General features: G+C 39.7%; 17 protein-coding genes. 3 read left to right on the top strand and 14 right to left on the bottom strand.

Features of this window, described 5'->3' with window-relative positions; all coding sequences use genetic code 11:
• Window positions 1-96: 96 nt before the first annotated feature.
• From SJ2017_RS06580 to SJ2017_RS06565, 4 genes are all read right to left on the bottom strand, one after another.
• A complete protein-coding gene (locus SJ2017_RS06580; protein ID WP_080915237.1) occupies window positions 97-2739 on the bottom strand; it encodes a family 20 glycosylhydrolase in 2643 nt (880 codons plus the stop codon).
• Window positions 2740-3495: 756 nt separating this feature from the next.
• Window positions 3496-4200 carry a SapC family protein gene (locus SJ2017_RS06575; RefSeq protein WP_055025647.1) on the bottom strand — a complete coding sequence of 235 codons (705 nt, stop codon included), beginning with the start codon at window positions 4198-4200 and terminating at the stop codon, window positions 3496-3498.
• Window positions 4201-4459: 259 nt separating this feature from the next.
• Window positions 4460-6004 carry a tryptophan halogenase family protein gene (locus SJ2017_RS06570; RefSeq protein WP_080915236.1) on the bottom strand — a complete coding sequence of 515 codons (1545 nt, stop codon included), beginning with the start codon at window positions 6002-6004 and terminating at the stop codon, window positions 4460-4462.
• 95 nt (window positions 6005-6099) lie between these two features.
• Window positions 6100-8697 (bottom strand): TonB-dependent receptor, encoded by a 2598-nt coding sequence (locus tag SJ2017_RS06565; RefSeq protein WP_055025645.1) that lies wholly within the window; start codon window positions 8695-8697, stop codon window positions 6100-6102.
• Window positions 8698-9141: 444 nt separating this feature from the next.
• Here SJ2017_RS06565 and SJ2017_RS06560 point away from each other — a divergent pair, with 444 nt between their 5' ends.
• Window positions 9142-10152, top strand: a complete 1011-nt coding sequence (locus tag SJ2017_RS06560; protein ID WP_080915235.1) for a LacI family DNA-binding transcriptional regulator — start codon at window positions 9142-9144, stop codon at window positions 10150-10152.
• Window positions 10153-10219: 67 nt separating this feature from the next.
• On the opposite strand, the gene SJ2017_RS06555 is transcribed toward SJ2017_RS06560, so the two are convergent.
• Window positions 10220-10558 (bottom strand): P-II family nitrogen regulator, encoded by a 339-nt coding sequence (locus SJ2017_RS06555; protein WP_055025643.1) that lies wholly within the window; start codon window positions 10556-10558, stop codon window positions 10220-10222.
• Between the two features lie 218 nt (window positions 10559-10776).
• On the opposite strand from SJ2017_RS06555, the gene SJ2017_RS06550 reads away from it, so the two are divergent.
• Window positions 10777-11295 (top strand): GspH/FimT family pseudopilin, encoded by a 519-nt coding sequence (locus SJ2017_RS06550; RefSeq protein ID WP_080915234.1) that lies wholly within the window; start codon window positions 10777-10779, stop codon window positions 11293-11295.
• A 98-nt stretch (window positions 11296-11393) separates the two neighbouring features.
• Window positions 11394-11921: a GspH/FimT family pseudopilin gene (locus SJ2017_RS06545; protein WP_055025641.1), complete on the top strand. Its 528-nt coding sequence runs from the start codon at window positions 11394-11396 to the stop codon at window positions 11919-11921.
• A 108-nt stretch (window positions 11922-12029) separates the two neighbouring features.
• Here the strand turns inward: SJ2017_RS06545 and SJ2017_RS06540 are convergent, their stop codons facing one another.
• The 9 genes from SJ2017_RS06540 to ileS form a co-directional block, all read right to left on the bottom strand.
• On the bottom strand, window positions 12030-12440 hold the full coding sequence (locus SJ2017_RS06540; RefSeq protein WP_055025640.1) for a type IV pilin protein: 411 nt from the start codon (window positions 12438-12440) through the stop codon (window positions 12030-12032).
• A gap of 2 nt (window positions 12441-12442) precedes the next feature.
• The gene (locus SJ2017_RS06535) at window positions 12443-15949 is read right to left on the bottom strand and encodes a pilus assembly protein (RefSeq protein ID WP_080915233.1); all 3507 of its coding nucleotides are present in this window, start codon (window positions 15947-15949) and stop codon (window positions 12443-12445) included.
• Window positions 15950-15951: 2 nt separating this feature from the next.
• A complete protein-coding gene (locus SJ2017_RS06530) occupies window positions 15952-16401 on the bottom strand; it encodes a pilus assembly PilX family protein (RefSeq protein WP_055025638.1) in 450 nt (149 codons plus the stop codon).
• A gap of 16 nt (window positions 16402-16417) precedes the next feature.
• A complete protein-coding gene (locus SJ2017_RS06525; protein ID WP_055025637.1) occupies window positions 16418-17392 on the bottom strand; it encodes a PilW family protein in 975 nt (324 codons plus the stop codon).
• 9 nt (window positions 17393-17401) lie between these two features.
• Window positions 17402-17953, bottom strand: coding sequence for a type IV pilus modification protein PilV (gene pilV / locus SJ2017_RS06520; protein ID WP_080915232.1), 552 nt, complete (start codon window positions 17951-17953; stop codon window positions 17402-17404).
• A 298-nt stretch (window positions 17954-18251) separates the two neighbouring features.
• Window positions 18252-19181 (bottom strand): 4-hydroxy-3-methylbut-2-enyl diphosphate reductase, encoded by a 930-nt coding sequence (gene ispH, locus SJ2017_RS06515; RefSeq protein WP_174567617.1) that lies wholly within the window; start codon window positions 19179-19181, stop codon window positions 18252-18254.
• Window positions 19182-19212: 31 nt separating this feature from the next.
• The gene (fkpB, locus tag SJ2017_RS06510; protein WP_080915230.1) at window positions 19213-19647 is read right to left on the bottom strand and encodes an FKBP-type peptidyl-prolyl cis-trans isomerase; all 435 of its coding nucleotides are present in this window, start codon (window positions 19645-19647) and stop codon (window positions 19213-19215) included.
• An 11-nt stretch (window positions 19648-19658) separates the two neighbouring features.
• Complete coding sequence (gene lspA / locus SJ2017_RS06505) at window positions 19659-20156, bottom strand: signal peptidase II (RefSeq protein WP_055025634.1); 498 nt, start codon at window positions 20154-20156, stop codon at window positions 19659-19661.
• Between the two features lie 9 nt (window positions 20157-20165).
• Window positions 20166-22988 (bottom strand): isoleucine--tRNA ligase, encoded by a 2823-nt coding sequence (gene ileS, locus SJ2017_RS06500; RefSeq protein WP_080915229.1) that lies wholly within the window; start codon window positions 22986-22988, stop codon window positions 20166-20168.
• Window positions 22989-23000 lie beyond the last annotated feature (12 nt).

Raw genomic sequence — 23000 nt, 5'->3', positions numbered from 1 at the left:
ATTAATTAAAGAGAATCAGACTTAATGGTATAAAACAAAGCAAAAAGGCGTTAACAAAGTGTTTAACGCCTTTTAGTGAAGTGCAATATTAACTATCTACAGCAATAAACTTCTGCCTTTTCGTTTACCATCAGGAGAGATACTTCTCACTTCCACTTTGCCATTCACAGCAACGGGCTCGGTATAAGGAAGCCACTGTTTATTATTGACACGATACTCAATTCTCAGTCCTGGAAAAGCGATATTGGCATGTAATTTACCATTAATAACTTTAGCCCCCACCGTTGGTAATCGATAAGCAATGTTTGCTAAATCAAGCTTGTGAAGCTCTTTTTGTCCAAGTGCATTAGCAAGTTCATTCCATTGCTGCTGTTGTTTGAGTCGCATTTCCACAGTGAAGTAACCAGAATCTTGACTATAAATAGCGCCTTCATATCGATATGGCACTTCCCAGCTTCCTTTATGCCATGCTTTTTCTGCCAACATTAATAATCGTGGATAAATCATGTATTCAGCGACATCATCACTGCGCACTGTTTCGCTCCACAGTTGCCCTTGAATACCAGTAAAGCCTTTTCCTTGTTGTAACGGGCCTGATATGTCATTCCCCTGCTCATCTTGTTGAACGGTATCATCAGCGGCAAAGGCTTGGCCTTCGATGTCAGTCCATTGTTCAGCATTGGCAGGAAGATTATCTGGCATAAATGAAAATATTTTTTGACTATTTTGCGCACGTCCAGCCCAGTAATACCCGTGCTCCTTAGGATCTGCTTCATAGGGGAAGTCGAAATACAGCACCTCAGGATTTGACAATACGGTATCCCAACCTAGATTTGCTTGTTTATGAGCTCGCTTATAACCTTGATGTGATATGACATCCCAAATATTAGACTGTGCATTTTGAGGCATATTTGCGGGGTTAGTGTGGCTCATACCATCACTCCAACCTGCAGGTTGAATACCTTTGTCAGCTAACGAATTTGATAAGCGTTCAATAAAGTAGGCTCCTAAATCATCAACTGATGTCACGCCTTTATCGTTATTAGCAACAAAATCAAGACACTGAGGAGATTGCTTCCACGCACCTGCAGTTTCATCAGCGCCAATATGGTATCGATTTAACGGGTGATCCGCAGCTTGGTGAAGCTTGGCTATTTCCCTGATGACTTTATCAACAAAATGAAACGTCGATTCCATACAAACATTTAAGGTATTGTCATTATAATATTGCACTGACGAGTACACTGTCTTATCTGCAGCATCTGACAATAAATACTCTTTAGCGGCTTCGCTATTCCCTGCTTCCATATAATGACGATAGCGTGCATCCATTGATTTAATTGCAGCTCTTGAGTGACCAGGCATATCCATTGATGGGATAACTTCCACTTGACGAGCGGTGGCATAATTTAATATCTCGATATAATCGGCTTTACTGTAGTAACCATTTACATCGCTATCAGCAAATGGGCCACTGCCTAATTGAGGTATAAGACATTGTGTTTCCGTTAAATCATGGCAACGCTTGCTACCCACATTGGTTAACTCAGGTAAACCATCGATTTCTAAACGCCAACCTTCATCGTCAGCCATATGCAAATGAAGCTTATTTAACTTGTAAGCCGCCATTTGATCAATCAGGTCTAAAATCATTTGCTTACTATGAAAGTTTCTTGCGACATCAACATGCATACCTCGAAATTGATAACGTGGCGCATCAGTTACCGTTAAGGTATTTATAGATAAGTCATCGGCAGATAATAATCCGGTAATTGATGCAATACCATATGAAAAACCAGCTTCATCAGCCGCTTGAATCGTCAATTCAGATTCTGTAATTTCAAGCTTGTAGCCTTCTTGCCCTATTGTTGAAGATGTCTCCAACTTAAGCGGGATGCCACCAGCGAGCTCATTCACACCAAGCCTTGATAGGCGCGCAAGTGATGCTTTTACAGCCTTTGGGTTTACTTCATTGTAAATAACATTAATCCCCAAAGATAAATCCACAGGCTTATTGGTGGAGGTAACAACAATGTCAGCTGGGGTCGGAATGATACGGTCAGTGACATAACTGCTATCAAGGGTTACATTTTCATTGGTTTGATAAAGTACATCTGCTTTCGCCCAAACGAGTGCATCTTTTTCTGTGCGGCGATATTGCTTATCAGCATCGGTAAACGATTCCACATAAGGACGTTGCTCCATGCCTGTTTCAGGGTCAATTGTGAGCTTTGTACTGCTGATCACAACAGGCGTTAACCCGTCGACGGTAATATAGTAGTTTGGCATTGGATCAGTTTCAGACAACTGCCATAACTCGCCACGAAACCCTAGAGTCTTTATTTCGCCAGCTTTAAATCCAGTAAACGCTTTTGTGGGTGTAATTTGATGTAAATCGCCTTGAACACGACTAATGTCAAATTCAGGATTTAACACAGCTTGAACGGGTCTCATTTGGCTATAAAAAATTGACCAGTTACCATTGGGGTAATTAGCAGGAGTTGAAAAATCGATTTCTGCGATAAAGCAACGTTGGTCTTTTTGAGCCGCTGAACATGCTTGCTCAGGGATATTGGTGACCACTCGATAAGTGACTTTTAGTTCATTAGCGAATTGATTGAGTGAGGTTTGTGTCCAAGAGGATTGTTCAATGTTGGTTTGACGCTCAGATGACCCGCCCTGACAACCTACTACCCCAAGTGACAATAATAAAGCCGTTGCGATGATGGTCTTTTTCATAGTTTCCTCAGTTTATCCCTAAGCTAATGATGTAACGCAATATGGTTTAAGCTATTTCTTAATCTTTAACAGCCTTTATTTGTCATAAACTTGCCAAACAGGAGCAAGAAAGTTTTATGCTGTTTAGTCAATGCTTTATAGGTCAACTTATCTTATTCCTTCCCAGATTTGTATAGTGGGTCTCAACGACTGAAACCGAACTAACTAATGACTATGTATCATAAAAAAGGCAAAAAAATAGCTGGGAACAAAATATGTTACCCAGCTTATACTCGTTTCTGGGGAGAGACTAAAAGTATAAAAATTAATTGTATTCCGCCCGACCGGAATACAATCAAAACATGAGTAGAAGACCTCTACCTTACTCATGTGGACCTTAAAACAACGAATCAAACAAGCAATGACAACGCTGTCATTAATAATCTACAGAATTAGCCATCAAATTTCTACATTTATTTGACCAAATTACACAGTTAATTAACATTGTTTGGTTTTAGTATTTTAAAACAGTTACTTATTTAAAACCTCTACCTTAAAAAAAGCTTAACTGGGATTAATGAAGTGGAATTAAACAGTAAACTCATGAGTCAACTTAGTGTTTTCATTGATATACCAAACATAAAAAAGGCACTGTGAATCGTAATTGACTCACAATGCCTAGATGTTTGCCCTGTATGAGGTCTGTTGTCGCAAGGTAAGCCGTACTTACTTTACAAAACTCACTAGAGTAAATGACAACAATTACGTCTTTATAAATTATGCTTTAGACATAATCTCAGTGCGTGCTAAACGGTTCACTTGATTTAGTGATGCAAGATGACCGTAGATAGGACCTAGAAGACCACGTTTTCTAAGTTCTAAATAATCTTCGTCTGAAAGCTCATTAAGTTTTGCTTCATCAATTAAGTATAGACCATTGATATTGCGTTTTTCACCAGCAACATCTACCGTTAGCGTTTGCGTAGTGAGTAACTCTTTTTCTGCAAGGAAACCTAGAATGTTACGGCTTGCTTGATCTTGTTCAAAGTGAGCAATTAGCGCTTTTTTACGGTTTTCTAAGTATTCAGTTTCTTTTTCGCCTTCGAATAATGCTTGGCCTTCTGTTTTACTAACTTCAGCAGCACCTTCACGAATACCAATCCAAACTTTATCTTTAACGTCTGGGTTTAATACTAGTCCGAGTGGGTAATCACGTACAACAGCAGGGATATACAAACCTTGCCATTTGCCATCTTTAATACTTAAATTTTGGCCTGGCTTTAAGCCCAGCATCGCAACGGCTTGGAACTCACCACTATCACTGTTTTTAACAAATACAATTGGGTATTCAGTTGCTGCACGACCAATTTCGTGCAAAGTTACTGGAACAATGTGCTGGTCAGCTACATGGTTAAAGCTCGATGGAGTGATTTTTAAATCACCGTGTTTTGCATGTTCAAGTAACGTAATTTGGTTAGACATCTTGGCTCCTTCAGGCGCTTCTAATCAATAATGATTTACATAAAAATTCGGGATTCAAGTCCCTTTTAATAAAAATTTCTTTTGAAGATTAAATTCAAATCCCAAAATTTTTAAATGATGCTTTGTTTAAATGACTCACTATCTCGCTTGATATTACAACTTAGAGTGACTCAAAAAGCCCATTATCATTTAATCTGCAGCTAACGTTACCGTATCAAGAAATAAAGTACCACTGGCTATGTTATTTATTTGGGGGCTTTTAGATGGTTTTCAAGCCATATTGCTTTATTTTATTTAATAAAGCACGATGCTCAGGTAATTCTGCGGCTAACCCTTGACCAATCCGTCGGATCTGTTCTGTTTGCTGCTGCGCTGCTAACAAATACTGTTTATCACATTGATTTACTTGTGTAGCGTATTTCATTCCGTATAACACATATAAATAGTTATCCACGTTGAACACTTCATAACGAGAAAACAAGTCGTCAGTCAGCGGGCTAAAGTTTTGCCATAACGCCATCTTTTGCTTTAAAGGATTAGGGATTGAATCAGGACAACGGTTATCTCGCCAGAAGTCACTGTCTTGTCTGTCTGAAATACAGTAATGCAATTTAGCAAACTCAACCACTCGCTCCCAAGCGTAGCCCATTGTGTGGTTAAATCGCTCGGCAAGTGCAGGCATTTGCGATAATGCATGTGGTAATCGTTTTGATAGATAGGCAGCGGCAAAGTCGGTTAACAATATTGAGGTAGCCTCAATAGGCTCTAAAAAACCTTGAGCAAGCCCCAATGACACGCAGTTTTTAGCCCAGAACTTTTCTCTATAGCCAACTTTCATCGGAATTTCTCTTGAAGAAAGTGAAGCTAGCTTACCCCCTAAATATCGATCAAACGTTTCTTCAGCTTGTGCAGATGTCATATGATTATCTGAGTAAACAAAACCTGTGCCTCGCCTTTGCGGCAGGGCGATATCCCAAACCCAACCAGCTTGGTGGGCAGTAGCAATCGTATAGGGCGGGATAACTTGTTCTTCAGTGGTAGGGACTTGCGCAACGATTGCTTTATTCACAAACAATTGCTTAGATTTATCAATAAAGCCAACCTTAAGCTTTTTAGCAAGCAATATCGACTCAAAGCCACTTGCATCAACATAAAAATCAAAAGCTAACTCGCCTAATGAATCCGTTTTCAAACAAGCTAAATTGCCCTGCTCATCGATATTGGCATCAAGCACATTGGCTTTTAGGTGAGTGACATTAAATTTTGTTGTCGCATTTTTAGCTAACAATTGTGCAAATTTTGCTGCATTTAAGTGGTAAGCATAACTAACCTTGCCGCCATATTCTGGTGTTGTAATCAGTTTGGGAGCTTTGAAGGCATCACAAATAAAATGCTGAGGAGAAACGGTAGCAGAGAAACTCTGCTGATTAGTTGCCTGTTGCTTGGCTTGCTGTAACCAATAATCGGTAAGGTTCTCCCCTAGCGGGCTTGGTACGTCAAACAAGTGATGGTAACTGTTTTTGGCACCATGAATATCTTTATCAAGCCAATTGCAAAACTTAATTGATTGCTTAAAGCTTACATCACATTCACGAATAAACTCGGTTTCACTGATACCGAAGCTTTGTAACGATTGTTTAATCGCTGGTACCGTTCCTTCACCCACACCAATTGTCGGGATATCTGGTGATTCAATCAGCGTGACAGAAACATCAGCTAAATGCTGCGCAGCTTTTCCAATATGGTTTGCTGCTAACCATCCTGCAGTACCACCACCTACAATCACTATTCTTTGTACTTTCATTCAAACCACCAGCTTTGCAGTTAATGACTTAATTTAATAAAAAAGCCTAGCAATTTGCTAGGCTTTTTTGACTCGGCTATGAATTAATTAACCGATTAGAAGCGTAGGTTTAAGCCCACCTTATAACGAGCTTCACCTTCAAAGCTCCAAGCTGGGTAACCACCTTTTAGCTCTGGTTTCACATCCGCACCATCTGGTGCAACACCTAACTGAACACTGTCCTCTTCAAGTAAGTTAACTACTTCAAATGAAACACCTAAATATTCAGTAATGTTGTAGTTAGCACTTAAATCCAATGTGCCATAGTCTTGGTGCTCACGGTTACCATAGAAACCTGGTAATTCGCGGATCATGTATTCACTACGCCAGTTATAAGCAACACGAGCCGAGAAGTCTTCCATCTCGTAATAACCCACTAAGTTAACTGTGTGTTTAGAAGAATCAGAGAACACGCTAACTTCGTCTGGGTAATTTTCAGGTGATGCGTCTGAATCAGCAAAAGTATAGTTTGCAGAGTAACCAAATCCGTTATCGAAACCATCTTGGATTTGTAGTTCGACACCTTGAATTTGACCGCCTGTACCGTTTTTCTTAGTTGACTTAGTCCAATTATCTTCACCTGAATCAGGGTCAATAATACCGATACTTTGGTCAAGAATTTGATCAGAAGTAACAAACGAACTGATATCCTTAATAAAGTATGCCGCACTCATTAATCCATCAGGGCTGAAGTACCATTCAACACCTAAGTCAGCTTGAGTCGCTTTAAATGGCTCAAGGGCAATGTTACCTGTGTTGACGACTTCATTACCCGCTGTTCCGTCTGCATAGCCTGCTAACGCAGAAGATGCAAACATGTCACCGTAATTAGGACGTGAGATAACTTGTCCTGCAGAGGCACGAATTATCACATCACTAGCAACATCAAAAGCAATGTTCATGCTAGGTAAAACATCACTGTAACTTGCATCAAGTGTGCTTAAGTTATCAGCATAAGAACCGTCAGCTTGAAGTGCATAATAATCTGATGACGCATCGGTAGAAATATAACGTAGGCCAAAGTTACCGCGGATACCGTCGGCTTCAAAATCAGCCATTAAGTATAATGCTAAGTTTTCTTCGTTTATTGTACCGTAACCTGACTTATAAACGGTTCCGTCTTTACTGAAACCACTGATTGCTGCTTTTGCATCTTTTAGCATTGCATCAAGGTTCGGCTCAGGTAACGTGTAACCTGCACCTGAAGACATTGAGCCGCCATAGTAAGCTGTTGCATCTTTTGAAGTGACATCAGCATTGACTATTGCAGGATAAGTCTCTTGCTTAACATCATGATCAGCCCAGCGCACACCAGTTTTAAATGAGGTAATTGCACCTAAATCAACAGGAATCGTGAAATCAAATTGTGCATAAGTTTCTTCATCTGAGTTAGGTTGTTTCTTTAAAGACCAACCTGCTGGCGCTAACTGACCACCAAAATCTTCTGCACCAAATGATTTATTTGCTACATCAATTTTAATGACTTCACCAGTCGCATCATAAGTACCAGCGTAATCAGCTGGTGTACCTAACCAAAAACCATAGTTAGCAGTTAAATCGGTACCACCTTCAGATTTAGTATTACCAACACGGCCTTCCATAGTGAAACTATCGGCTTCATATTTGAAATCGAAATCTACGGTATTTGAATCCATGCTTGCTTGGCGAGCCCAAGTTTGTGCCCAACCTGGGTTTGCATCATCTGCACCACGGCGATAGAAGGTACAAGTACCATTGCTATTTTTTTGCTCACAAGCAGCATCTTTATCATCTGGGAACATTACGAATAAAGACGTGTTAGCATTGTTTGCTTTCATGTCTAAGCTCATTAAGTTCAAACCAAACTCTAAATTATCAGTTGGGTTATATTGGAATACACCATTAATCGCTGTACGTTCACGATCTTGTTGGAATGTCGTAGGGACGATATCACCCCAACCTAGCAATGATTCAATACCATTACGTTGGTAAGTTGTTTCAGAACCCGCAGCAGAAATTAAGAAACCAAAATTTTCGTTTTCATTTTTCCAGCTGTATAAGCCAGATAATTCAGGATCAGTTTCTTCAGAGATTGTGCCGTAATCACCTTTAGCGCTAAGGAATACAGTGTTGGCATCTAAATCTAATGGTTTACGTGTTTTAACAATTACCGTACCGCCCACGCCACCTTCAGGTAAATCAGCCTGAGATGACTTATATACTTCAATCCCACCGACCATTTCAGGCGGTAGTAAGCTGTAGTTAAAGCTACGGTCAATAGACTGTTGATCATACCAACCAGTAGAAGCTACTGAATGTCCGTTAAGTAGTGTACGTGTTAAGCTGCTTGAAGCACCACGAATTGACACTTGCTGGCCTTGGCCAAACTGACGGTTTACAGCAACACCTGGTATACGGCCTAATGACTCACCCACGTCACCATCAGGAAATTTACCAATATCTTCTGCGGTTACCGCATCAACAACTGAGTTTGAAAAACGTTTTTCATTAACCGAAGCCTTCATCGAGGCACGCATGCCTTTTACTTCGATTTTTTCAATGTTTTCTTCAGCAGTCTCAGCATCAGCAGCCACTGCTCCTACTGAAACCATACTGCCAAGCAAAATAGCAATGTTAGTTGCTAAAACATTTTTCTTAAAATTAATAGGTCGCATCTTCATTTCCCTTCCATAACTTTATTATCGTTTTTGGATACATAACCATTCCAACCGGAATGACAACGCTGTCATGTCTAGAGCAAACATTACACAATTATTAACAGTCTTGCCACAACAAAATAACTTTACTGAGCATTTTTTGTTATAAAAACAATTAAAGAAAGATAGAAATGCCCACTTAAACTATTAAAAAACAAAGTCTTGAGGAAAATAATAATTTGTAGCATTTTTGATACAAGCTCTTTATAAAAGCCACTGTTCAAACCAGATAGATAATTGGAGATTGCCTAATTAAGTAAAAATAAGCACTATTAGAGTTATATGAGCTACCGTTATTTCGTCAAGTACACGGTTTGAAGACACGTTATTAGGGGATAAATGTCATCAAATTGAGATAAATAACTGTTAAGCTACTCGCCTGAATAAAAGAGCTATAAACAAATGAAAGTAACCATCAATGATGTTGCCAAACATGCTGGCGTATCAATCAAAACAGTATCAAGAGTCACGAATAAAGAAAGCTCTGTAAGACAAGCCACCATTGATAAAGTCAATGCCGCGATCAATGAGTTAAATTACCAACCCAATTTAGCTGCCCGTAATCTTGCCAGTACTAAATCTTACGTCATCGGCTTTATCTACGATAATCCCAACGCTTATTACATTATTGATATGCAAAATGGTATTTTGTCTGCTTGCCAAGACAAAGGTTACGAATTACTTATTCACCCGTGTGATGCAAAATCAGCGGATATTTGTGATGAATTAACTAAGATGGTTAAGCATTCACGTTTATCTGGTCTAGTATTAACGCCTCCGATGTCTGAGGACCCTACTATTTTAGCAGCCCTTGATGAAATAGATGCCAACTACGTCCGCATTATTGCAGGAGAAAAAGCCTGTGCAGACAATGGATTAGCTGTTCTAGTAAACGATAAGCACGGCGCTTTAGAAATAACACAGCACCTTATTGATATCGGTCATACAGAGATTGGATTTTTAAGTGGTGATCAGCACCATGAATCAACCAAAGAACGATTAAGTGGTTTTAAAAGCGCATTAAAACAAAACCAACTGAGCGTAAACACTGACTGGGTACTAGATGGTCAGTACTCTTTTGAATCTGGTGTTGAAAATGCCAATAAGTTAATAAATTTATCTCAGCGTCCTACTGCAATTGTCGCATGTAACGATGAAATAGCCGCAGGTGCTTTATTTGCCGCAAGATTAGCTGGATTAGATATCCCAAAAGATCTTTCCATCGTAGGCTTTGAGGATAGTCCATTCTCACGCCAAACTTGGCCTAAACTGACGACGGTGCATCAACCTAACGTCAAAATTGCAAAAGTCGCAACTGAATTACTAATTGCTAACAGTAAAGAGACCGTAGAAAAACGCTCAATGATATTTACTCCAGAGCCCGTCATTAGAGACTCTTCATCGACTCGCTAATCATAGTTGTTAGTGACAAAAAAGCCTCTAAAATTTAGAGGCTTTTTGTTGTTCAAATTGTCAAAGATTAAACAGCTTCTTCGTTTTCTTCGCCCGTTCTTATACGAATAACACGTTCAATATCAGTAACAAAAATCTTACCGTCACCAATTTTACCAGTTCTTGCCGTATCAACAATCACTTCAATTGCTTGATCTAACTGTTCATCTTGGATGACCAATTCGATTTTAACTTTAGGTAAAAAGTCCACCATGTATTCAGCACCACGATAAAGCTCAGTGTGGCCTTTTTGACGACCAAAGCCCTTAACCTCTAGAACTGTCATCCCAGTAATACCTATTTCCGCAAGTGACTCTCGCACATCATCAAGTTTAAACGGTTTAATAATGGCTTCTACTTTTTTCATCAATCACTCCTGTGCACTTGGGAAGTCTTTATATACTTGAAGTATATATGCATTAATAATCAAAAATCGCTCTCTATCTTACTTTAACATCACTTTTTTTGCTTTAAATTTAATGGAGTATTTTTAAAAAACTAAAATTAGCTTAATACCAAAAGGAATCTATACTTAGCCTTATTGCTTCGCGGGATTGCTTAGCAAAATAAATCAAGGATGATTTTATGAAACACCAATTCATGGGCTTTAGCCTAGTAGAGCTGATTGTCACGTTATCTATCTCAGCGATCTTAACTACCTTTTCTTTACCCTACTTTGAAGTCATTATTGAACAATCTCGAAGCGAAAGTTCAATTAGATCTATCCAGCAGTTAATCCAACTCGCCAGAAATCATGCTATTACTTTCGGCACAAGAGTCACAGTATGCCCTTTAGTCAATTCCCAATGTAATTGGGATTGGCAAAGCGGCTTTAGCGTTTTTACTGATGGGGGTAAACGCAATGAACTTGGCAGTGAAGATGAGCTTCTGTATGTTATGGGACCATTCAATTCTAATGATATTGTTTATTACAATCGAAACGCTATTAGATTCCAGCCTGATGGTTTAGCATCTGGCACCAATGGGACCTTTAGATACTGCCCTAATACTTATAATAGCCCATATTCAAAAGCGGTCATTATTAATCAGTCTGGCAGAATAAGGTTCTCTCGCCAAAAGAATATTGAATGCCAACAAGACTGAATTTCGCGATTAATGATGGCCAACTTTAGATTGACAAAAACGCTGATTTCGCACTCATATTACCTTATACTGACTTAAGTATTACTGAGGAAATATGGATGATAAAAATAAAGAAAGGATTAACTAACGGTTTTACTCTGGTTGAACTATTGATCACACTTGTAGTTGCAGGAGTTTTAATCGCTGTAGCGGTTCCTTCGTTAACTTACCTATATGAATCTAGTCGAAGTCGGGCTGCTACCAATTCACTTGAGTCAGCATTGGTTTTTGCTCGTAACCAAGCTGTAAGTTTTGGCAGAAGAGTCTCGGTATGCCCTGGTGACGGTTCAGGCTGCACGAGTAATTGGATAGACGGAGTTGCAATTTTTATAGATGATGATCAAAACGGCATAAAGGACAATAATACGGATGTACTTCGTTTTATTGATGCTTTCAATGATGATGATTTTATAAAAACCTCTTCTTCGTCCCTAATCACCTTTAATACAGATGGTCTTGTTAGTGGCTCAACGGCTCAAACTATAACTTACTGCCCAGGTTCCACAGACAGCGCATACTCAAAACAAGTGTCATTAAGTGCATCAGGCAGAGTGCAAGTCATTACAGAAAATGTGAATTGCACATAATCTTGATATGATCTAGTACATTTAATCCAAGGTCGATTTTAATATCTTCTACAAAAAAGAGTTTATGGTTATCTAATCCATAAACTCTTTTTTAACCTAGAGCAAAAGTTAATTACTCCAACATTCAGCCGGCGTTTTAACACCATCAGAAGTGATTTGAATGACTGCACAATCTGTATCTCTAGTCGCTTGCGTTCCAATCGCTGTTGCTTGCAAGGTATATTTAGTCGCAGAGCCTACAGAAGCATCTATCTCATAAAAGCCGTTATCTACAATATAAGGATCGGTATCCATTCCCAACTGTTTCATATTCTTGGTAAATTTCTTATGATCCAAATAAAACTGTTCTTGCCTATTAGCCATATTCATAAGCCCTGAGAGAGCATCTGCACGGGCCCCTCTAGCAGCGAAGCTAGTATAACTAGGGTAGGCAATCGAAGCCAAAATACCAATCACCACAAGTGTAATCATGGCTTCAATTAACGTAAAACCTGAGATTTTTCTATTATATTGCACCATTTTTAATTCTCGTTCTGATGGTAGTAAATTCGATTGACACCTAAGCCACCACCGATACATTTATCATCGCCTTCAGGACAACCATCGTCGCCTAAAACATCGTTTTTAATCATATCATTAGCAGCATCACCAATACCTATCAAATACATATAGCTGTCTGAATCGCCATTTTTTGGTACTACTAATGTTGGCGTATCAGGTACTTGTTCACCCATTACAAAATAGTCTTCACTATGGCTATACGTCCTCGCACCTTTATGTAAATCGAACCCATATAAGCGCCCTTGACCAGGGACTAAACATGCGGTTTCGCTGGCTCCAGTTTCAGGCACATATGAAGTAAAAAAGACTCTTCCTGATACAATTGTTGCCGCTGATAATGATTTCTCACCTGCATCACTAAAGTTATAATACCAGCCTCTCTTGGCACCAAATGTTACAAGCTCAGAATCTGAAGAAGGTGATTCAGTTGTCACATTATAGAGATCTGTTAGTTCAAGAAGGTCAGGTGCTGTATTACTGGCTGCAGAGCTATAAGATTTAGTGACAATATTTCTATCTTGCAATGTAAAGAACTTATCAGCTCTTGCCTTATCAAGAGGGTGGGGTCTATGTCCGCTTCCTATTACAACAGCATCATAAGGAATACTTTGATAAGTCATTGTAGTTGTTGAGGTTCCACTACCGTCCGTATGCGTATGTTCTGCAATGTTACTGAAAGTCGTTTGTGCCACAACAGGCTCTGAGTAGAAACGAATATCAGTTGTTGTTGTCCCACCACCGAGAGTTGCAAATTTGAAAGCACTCCAAGGGTTTGAAGTATCATTTGGCAAACCTGGCATATCTAGACGCCATACATTGGCACCAGTATCTGTCGCATAAACTCTATCGGTTAACTGATCATTATTACTATCAAGAATTGCGACCTTATTTGGAATACTGTCCGAAAGCCCTGGCATTACCGTATCACTGCCAGTTAGTCCGAAAGTGTATACTTTTGTTCCATTATCGGCATCGATAATATAGACCCCAGTGCCAATACTATCTGAACTTCCAACATTTGAGCCATCTTTTGTCGTAGGGTTATAACCTGCGCCGATAATCAATACAGGATCAGCATCAGCTGCAGTTGTTGCGCCAGAAGGCCAACCAGGAACCTTAGTGATTACAGGCTCTGACCACGATTCACCTTGTAAAGTAAAGTCGCTAACTTGAGAAATCCACTTCAATGAAGGTGAATCTGGATTTGTAATATCTAAAGCATAATATGAAGTTCCACCTCGTCTCATACCAATAAATAACCATGCTTTTGAGACTTTATCACTTGAATCCCTCTCAATATAAGCAACTGGCGAACTATCCATGCCGTATATAGAGTGAACACCTGTCTGAGGGTTATCACGTAAACCTTTTATATTTTTAAGCAATTCGGCTGGCATAAATGCCCAAGATTCAGAAACGGGTACATCAGCAGTTTCATCATCCTTGAACATATGAAGGAACCCATGGTTTGTTCCCATTAAAATACGGTTATCCGGCTCTGAAGAGTTGCCATAGTTAATAACAAGCGGCCTTGAGTGCAGCGGGTCGCCGATGATATCTTGACGTAAATAGAGAGGTGCTGTGTCAGCTTTATCATCATGATCTTCATCATCAACATTGACGCCTTTCGCCCAATCAAAATTGTCATCGATTCCGCTAATGTCGACTCCCATGTAATCAGCTAAATCAGCATCTGTAGATAAATAGCTATTCAATTTGGCATTTGCCGGCGTGAAGGCAACTAAGTCACCGCTGCTACCTGCGTTAATCAATACCTTTCTTGAGCTAACAGACGAGCTATAAGTTGACTTCATGACCCCTGCAACACCGCCATCAGAAACATGATAGCCACGGTATGAATCGCCAGTACAATCAGTTGTCCAATACGGACAAGCTTCTGCAGCGATAGTACCTGAACTATCAAATGCATCATTGCCATTTTTATCAACTACCGTCCCATCAGCAGTCACTTTAAACTTCTTTAAATTACCTGACCAACGAGGTCCTTTATCAGGCAAAAACATTGCAAAATATGCGTCATCGCCAGTTTGGGTTTTATCAAGCACTACTGAAGGAGAAGTAAAACTAGAATCCGTTCCTTGAATTGCTGTTACAGCTTGTAAAAGCGAAGCTTTCAATGCTTCAGCAGAGTTTGCTTTATAATATTCACCACCAGCTTTTTCGGCCGTTTTTTCTAATAAAGCTTCAGCGGCATCAGCACCAGAACTAAAGCCAATCGTATAAGTCGATACAACTTGATCAGACGGTGCATTTGGGTTGACATCGTTGTTGTACATCCAATTAGATAGTGAAGCTAAATAATTGGTTTTCATAGTACCCCACTCGTTAATATCTTCACCTAATGTCAAATCTACACCTGGTAATAACGCGATAGCAGAATCGGCACTAACATCTAAATTTGGAATTCCGTCGGTAACGTAAATAATTGATGCATTAGACTGGCAATCTTTATTCACAAATGGCGAAATATAATTCCCGTTAGACTCGATAGCTGTATCATAGGAAGGATTAGAGGTAGAGCCTGATGTTTTATGGCCAAATTTGACTGGTTTACCATATAAGTAACTATAAGCTTCAAATAAGGTTTCACATAAAGGCGTATAGTTGCCGTGAATAGAATCAGAATCTTGAATAGACGTAATTACGCTATTTTTGTTTGCAACCGATGCCTCTTTAATACCAGAAATAATACGACCGCCATCTTTAGAAGTACTGTCGTTTTTGTTAAATATTAATAAACCAAAGTCTATACCTGGAGTACTGACTATAAGCTCTTCTAAGATTCGTTTTGCCACATCCATACGTGTATATGAGCTGCCATTTGCCTTGCCATTTGGCTTGCTATCATTATGGTACCAAGTTACGTATTCTTGAGTATAAAAATGTATTGGATCACCTAAGCCAAAATCAGTCAGTTTAGCTTTTTCAATATCTGAATCATAAGGAGAGGCAAGCGCGTCGACGGGATACCCAGCAGAAACACCACTAGCATTGGTTGTATTTTGCTCATATATATCTTCATAACAATCTACTGTCGATACAGCACTACCATCTGTTAATGGAAATTTACTCCAAACATTGCCTTCATACTGACGAAAATAACCCGTATATATTCCATATTCTTCAAGGAACGTTTTAGAACTCGCACAGCCATTAATTGAGTTTAAGATGTATTGATTACTACTTAGTTCTGGAACAACGGCACCATCATTCGAAAAATATAACTTAGTACTGCCTCCAATACTCCCTTGATCATGGAATCTAGGAGCAGTAAAAGAATTATCACCCATTGAGCCGGATGTATCTAATATAAGTAATACTTGCGGATTATCGTTACTTCTTGCTGAAGACTCTGCTACGTATAGCTCAGTATCATCAGCGATACTTGTCGCAGCTAGAGCAATAGTCATAAAACTTAAAGTAAAAGTGGATATCTTCTTAAACATGTTTAACTCCCGGTGAGCACTTCTTGCTCAATGCCCGTTGTAACGGTAAGTTGTCCTACACCGCCTCTTCCAAAAGTAGCAGAACTCGAAACTTCTAGGCGTCTGCAGCTGATTAAATTAGCCGCGCTTGCTTTTTCAGTACGCTGGCAGTTTACGTCGATACCTGGATTATCTTCAGGCATTAACTTAATATTCTGTGTTCCATCCATTTCAGTAACGACACCATCGGCAGTTCTCGTGCTAAAGTTATGCGTGACATTGTCATTAATCACGATGTTTAGCCCTCCTTGTGCCTGAGCTAATGCAGAAACTCGGTCACCGCCAGCACCCGCCATTCTTAAGGATTGACTAGAGTTCACTGCTAATGCGACTCCGATAATAGTCATAACAATCAGTACCACTAAGGAAAAAAATAACACCATTCCTTGCTGGTTTTTTAATGGTTTAATCATTGAAGTAACCTAAATATTAATTTCTAATTAAAACAGGGTTATCTAACACGACAGTGGTCGACATCACTTTTCTTCGATATTTATCATTCGTTGCTGGAATTGATTTATCACCTAACTGATAGACTATTTCGTTCTCATAACTATCATCTTCTTGAATAGATCGAACTAATACATAGATTTTAATCGCAACTAATCTCTGAAACCCTTGGTTATCCCACATCATGGTTGATACTTCATTTGCTGGCATAAATGAATCAGGAGTTGAATCACCATCATCATCAAAACCATACAAAAACCTTATGTTCTCAATACCTTCTACTAACTGATCTTCATTGTTCATGCCTTTAGAAATATTCAAGGTTTTACGACTAAGAATAGGTATCCCGCTATCATTTTTAATAAAATAAATATGATGCTGATACTCCCAAACTCTACTATTTAACTTATTCGGAGCAACACTGCTCCCATTAAAAAATTCAATTTCATTTGAGGTCACTGAAGCATAGTATCGATTAGTATCTTGAACTGTGGTTTCTGGACCCACTAAGCGTTTGATTTGAATCACATCGGTACCACTGATCGGAGAAATTGCAGCATCACAGTTTAACGTGTTAACACTATTTCCTTGCTCATAACCCCATAACCTTCTGAAGTGTGCAGGGACGTTTAGAGGAAACGTTGCATTATTGAAGCCATCACCTACACAATCACTAGGCACTGCAGTAGCTGAAACTGAGGTGTTGGTACCCAGTAGTAAATCGGTTCCAGTAATGTCACCAAAAAAACCTAATTGACTAATATCGCGTTCCATAATAGCTAAAGCTATCCGACCATTCTCTTGCAACTGAGTAAACTGGCTTGTGGTAGTCACATTGCTTGAAGACATATTGAACATCGAAAATAAACCAGCTGAAATAAACAAACTAATGAGCATTGCAATCATTAGCTCAACAAGCGACATTCCTATTTGTAATTTTTGTTTAGTAATCATTCTAATAACCTAAAAGATTGCTGTCTCAATTTCGAAAATTCGTTTTTTGTTGTTTTTAGCACCGCAATTGATAACGTAATCCGAGTAACCAGTCTCTGTGCCGTGTGACTTTCTGATACCTGTCCAACTCATCACAACCACAACTTTATTGGGCTCAACATAGATACAGCCATTTGGAGACGGCAACCCACCAACATTATTAGCGCCATCTTTTTCAGCCTCGCCAATAAATGCTGATTGCCACTCATATACATCCCAAAGCTGTAATTCGGCAGGAGTACAAATCGCGACACCTGAGCATGCCTTCGAAGGAGCGGTTAAAGAAGCACCAGTATATGTCGTGCCCGTTGCAGAACCATAGGAATCTAAAACCGACGGGTTCAAACGCATTCGATTGATAATGTCGTTGGCATAGTAAGAAGCTTGAGTTTGCTGAAATGATTCGAAGCTACCGCGTTTTGAGACGATATGCAGATTAAAAATTCCAATTAAGCCTACGGTCAAAATAACCAAGGAAACTAAAACTTCAATTAAGGAAAATCCATTCCTTTTCGCTGACATGAGTGTCAAACCTCCATTTTCTGCCAGTATATTGACAAAATGATTATAATTATTTGTTTAAAATCTAAAACTTAGATACAAAATACTACAATGTAAAATAAGAGTCGAGCAAGATGTAATCAAAACTAACAAGTATTGTATACCAAATATTAGCTAAAGATTAAATTTAACGATCTATAGAGTATAGACTAATTACTCATGCTTTAGTTACAGGCACAAAAAAACCGCAAGCCAGAATAGCTCACGGTTTTATAAATAGCTTATTTTGTTTTCGTATCAGGCCTTTAAGCTGTCATTATTATCTAAGCTCGGCGGGTACGGCAAAAACAGTATCTTCTTTTCGCCCTTCCACTTCGGTGATGACCGAAGGCTCAAATTTAGCGATAGCATCAACCACTTGTTGAACAAGTACTTCTGGCGCAGAAGCCCCAGCTGTAACCGCAACTTTAGATACACCATCAAACCAAGCTTCATCAACATCGGCTGCGGTATCAACTAAATAGGCTTGAGTGCCTGTTTTTTCTGCAAGCTCACGCAGTCTATTGGAGTTAGAGCTGTTTTTAGACCCGACGACAATCATCAAGTCAGCATCAGAAGACATGTTTCGAACGGCATCTTGACGATTTTGAGTCGCATAACAAATGTCGTCTTTTCGCGGCCCTTCAATAGAAGGAAACTTCTGTTTTAACGCTTCAATAATGTCTAACGTATCGTCCACTGATAAGGTTGTTTGAGTGACAAAGCACAGGTTGTCAGGATCTTTAACCTCTAATGCCGCTACGCTTTCCGGTGACTCAACAAGATAAACGCCACCTTGCGGATTATCATACTGACCCATAGTACCTTCAACTTCAGGATGTCCTTCATGGCCGATTAAAATACACTCTATTGCTTTACGGCTGGCACGGGTTACTTGAAGATGCACTTTAGTCACAAGTGGGCATGTTGCATCGAAGACTTTCAGTCCTCTATGCTTAGCTTCTTTTCTTACCGCTTGGGATACACCATGAGCACTAAAGATCACGATGCAATTGTCAGGTACTTCATCTAATTCATCAACAAAGATTGCACCACGGTCTTTTAAGTTTTGAACCACATATCGATTATGTACGACTTCATGACGGACATAAATCGGTGGTTCAAACAACTCTAGTGCTCTTTCAACGATACTAATCGCTCTATCTACACCAGCACAAAAACCACGTGGGTTAGCTAACAATATATTCAATTCAGGAGAAGTTGGGTCAACTTTTAGCATGTTAAAGTACCTCTACAACTTCAAGCTCAAAAGTGACTTTTTGGCCCGCTAAAGGATGGTTTAGATCAACAGTGATGGAGTCACCAGCGATTTCACGCACCATACCTGGTATTTCGCTACCACCAGGACCACCAAAACTGACTATCACGCCCACTTCTAATTCCATATCAGCTGGAAAGCGGCTTCTATCCATATGATGGATAGCATCAGGGTTTGCTTCACCAAACGCATCAACTGGTTCTAAAGTAAAAGTGTGATTATCACCTTGCTGCAATTGGCGAATTTGCGCCTCAAATGCAGGGCTTAAGCTGCCATCACCAGTATTAAAACGAGCAGGCTTACCAGACGCTTTTGTACTATCTGCTGTAGAACCATCCTCTAGAAGGATATTCATATGACATAAAATAGAACGGGTTAAAGTGTGTTGCTCAGACAATGTAGCTCTCCCTAACTTCCTGTCGGTGGTACTTCAGGCTTAAATGATTCCCAAATGATCAATACCGCACCGATAAATATACCAGCGTCAGCGATGTTAAATGCAGGGTAATGACTTGTATTCCAGTAGAAATCGATAAAATCTACTACATAGCCATGCATTAAACGATCAACTAAATTGCCTATCGCCCCACCAATAATCAGCGTATAAGCTAAATTTGAACGCCAAAGTGATGAAGACTGTCTTCTTAACCAAACAGTTAGCAGCACACTAAAGCCAACGGCAATAATGGTAAATAACCAACGTTGCCAACCACCTGCTTCACTTAAAAAGCTAAATGCTGCTCCGTAGTTACGCACATAAGTAAAATTAAAAAAAGGTAAAAGCTGTATTGAATCATACAGCTCAAAATTCGCTAACACCCATTGCTTAGATAGCTGATCGGCAAAAAAAACCAATACAGCTACCCAATACCAACGAATGCCACTTTCTTTCCAAGTCGATGGCATTATAAACCCTTAAGCAAAATTACGATGTTCGCCATCGCCTTCGATGTTAGTAACACAACGACCACATAATGTTGAATGTGACTCGTTAGAACCAACATCGTCACTGTAGTGCCAGCAACGTTCACACTTTTCAGCTTCACTTTTTGAAACCATTAATTTAAGCGAGCTAAGCTCAGTTTCAATTGCATCAGCAGAAGCATTGTCTAATAACTCAACTTTCGCTTTTGAAGTGAGTAAAACAAAGCGAAGTTCGTCTGATAACTTACCAAGTTGAGCAGCTAAATCAGCATCAGCAAACAGAGTCACTTCAGCTTCTAAAGAGTCACCAATTCGTTTATCACGACGAGCTTGTTCTAATACTTTATTGACTTCATTACGCACAGTTAGTAACTGCTGCCAGTATTCATCACTCAAGTCATCAGCTAAAGTCACTGACTCAAGCCCTTGGTACCATTCTTCAGTAAAGACAAATTCTGTGCGCTCACCTGGTAATAATTTCCAAATTTCATCAGCAGTGAAACTTAGTACAGGCGCAATCCAGCGTACCATCGCTTCGGCAATATGGTATAGCGCAGATTGACAACTACGACGAGCATGGCCATCTTGCTTAGCTGTGTATTGACGATCTTTAATAATGTCTAAATAGAAACTACCTAGCTCTACAGAACAGAACTGCATTAGCTTTTGTGTAACAGAGTGGAAATTATATTGATCGTAAGCTTCAATAATTTCATTTTGAAGTGCAGCTGCGCGGCGTACAACCCAACGATCTAGTGACACCATATCTTCTGTAGCAATCATGTCTGTTTCAGGGTTAAAACCATTCAAGTTAGCCAACAAGAAGCGAGCAGTATTACGGATACGACGGTATGAATCGGCACTGCGATTTAAGATTTCATCAGAAACCGTCATTTCACCACTATAATCGGTTGCAGCAACCCATAAACGAAGGATGTCTGCACCCAGTTTATTGATAACTTGTAAAGGAGCAATCACGTTACCCACTGATTTTGACATCTTGCGACCTTTACCATCAACAGTAAAGCCATGGGTTAATACTTGCTTATATGGCGCTTTGCCATTCATTGCAGTTGAAATCATCAATGAAGACATAAACCAACCACGGTGTTGATCACTACCTTCTAGATATAAATCAATTTCGTGACCATTAAATTCTGGACGAGATGCAACCACTGACGAGAATGTTGAGCCAGAGTCGTACCAAACATCTAGAGTATCAGTCACTTTACGGTATTGATCAGCCTCATCACCGATTAATTCGCTTAGCTCAAGATCCCACCATGCTTGAATACCTTCTTGCTCGATACGATGAGCAACGCGCTCCATGATAGAAACACTATCTTGGTGTAACTCTTCAGTTTCACGGTTAACCAGTAAAGTGATTGGCACACCCCAAGTACGTTGACGCGAGATACACCAGTCAGGGCGGTTTTCAACCATTTTTTCGATACGGCTTTGGCCCCAATCAGGGATCCATTGTGTTTTCTCAATTTCAGCTAATGCCTGAGGACGCAAGCCATGGTTATCCATCGAAATAAACCACTGTGGCGTAGCGCGGAAAATAATAGGTGTTTTATGACGCCAGCAATGTGGGTAACTATGACGGTAAGCAACATGGCATAATAACTGGCCTTTCTCTTCCAGTAATTCAACCACACCTTTGTTTGCTTTAAACACGTGCTGGCCAGCAAAGAACTCAGTATCCGCTTTATAAACCCCGTTATCACCAACTGGATTTGCAACTTCTAAACCGTATTTTTGTCCAACCACGAAATCGTCTTGACCATGACCAGGTGCAGTATGAACGATACCAGTACCAGCATCAGTCGTAACATGATCGCCCAAAATAGCAGGCACATCGAAAGACGAAAAAGGATGCTGAAAACGCATCAACTCAAGCTCAGCACCTTTTGCAGTACCAATAACTTTATGGCTTTCAGCTTCGAAACGCGTTAAGCAAGACTCAACAAGTACTTCAGCCAAGATTAGAGTTTTAGTTGCGCCATTTTTAGTAAACTCAACCAAGCTGTAATCAAGATCAGGGCTTAATGATAATGCACGGTTTGCAGGTAGCGTCCAAGGTGTTGTTGTCCAGATAACTGCGGCAACTGGAGTCTTATAGCCTTCAACGCCAAATTTAGCGGCTACTGCTGCTGCATCAACAGCATTGAAAGCAACATCAATTGCTGGTGAAGTTTTGTCTTCATATTCAACTTCAGCTTCAGCTAACGCAGAACCACAATCTGTACACCAGTGAACAGGTTTAACACCTTTATGTAAATGGCCACTTTCAATCACTTTTGACAAAGAGCGTACAATGTTAGCCTCGGTGCTGTAATCCATTGTTAGATATGGGTTATGCCAATCACCTAAAACACCTAAACGAATAAAGTCATCACGTTGACCGTCTACTTGTTTAGCTGCATATTTACGACATTCTGCACGAAACTCAGCAGCAGAAATCTTTTGGCCAGGCTTACCAACCTTTTTCTCTACCATAAGTTCGATAGGCAGACCATGACAATCCCAACCAGGAACGTATGGCGCATCAAAACCAGCCATTGTTTTTGACTTGATAATGATGTCTTTTAAAATTTTATTGACTGAGTGACCGATATGAATATTGCCATTCGCATATGGAGGGCCATCATGCAAAATAAATGGTTTGCGTCCAATTCGACTGTCACGAATTTTTTGATAAAGTTCGTTTTGAGTCCAACGGTTTAACATTTCTGGCTCACGATTAGCCAAGTTACCGCGCATCGGAAAATCTGTTTCCGGCAAATTCAACGTAGATTTATAGTCGGTCATTGATCCTATACC

The sequence above is a fragment of the Shewanella japonica genome (genome assembly GCF_002075795.1).
Classification (GTDB): Bacteria; Pseudomonadota; Gammaproteobacteria; order Enterobacterales; family Shewanellaceae; genus Shewanella; species Shewanella japonica.
The sequence above is the reverse complement of the archived record's forward strand: the minus strand, read 5'-3'. Positions and strand labels throughout refer to the sequence as shown.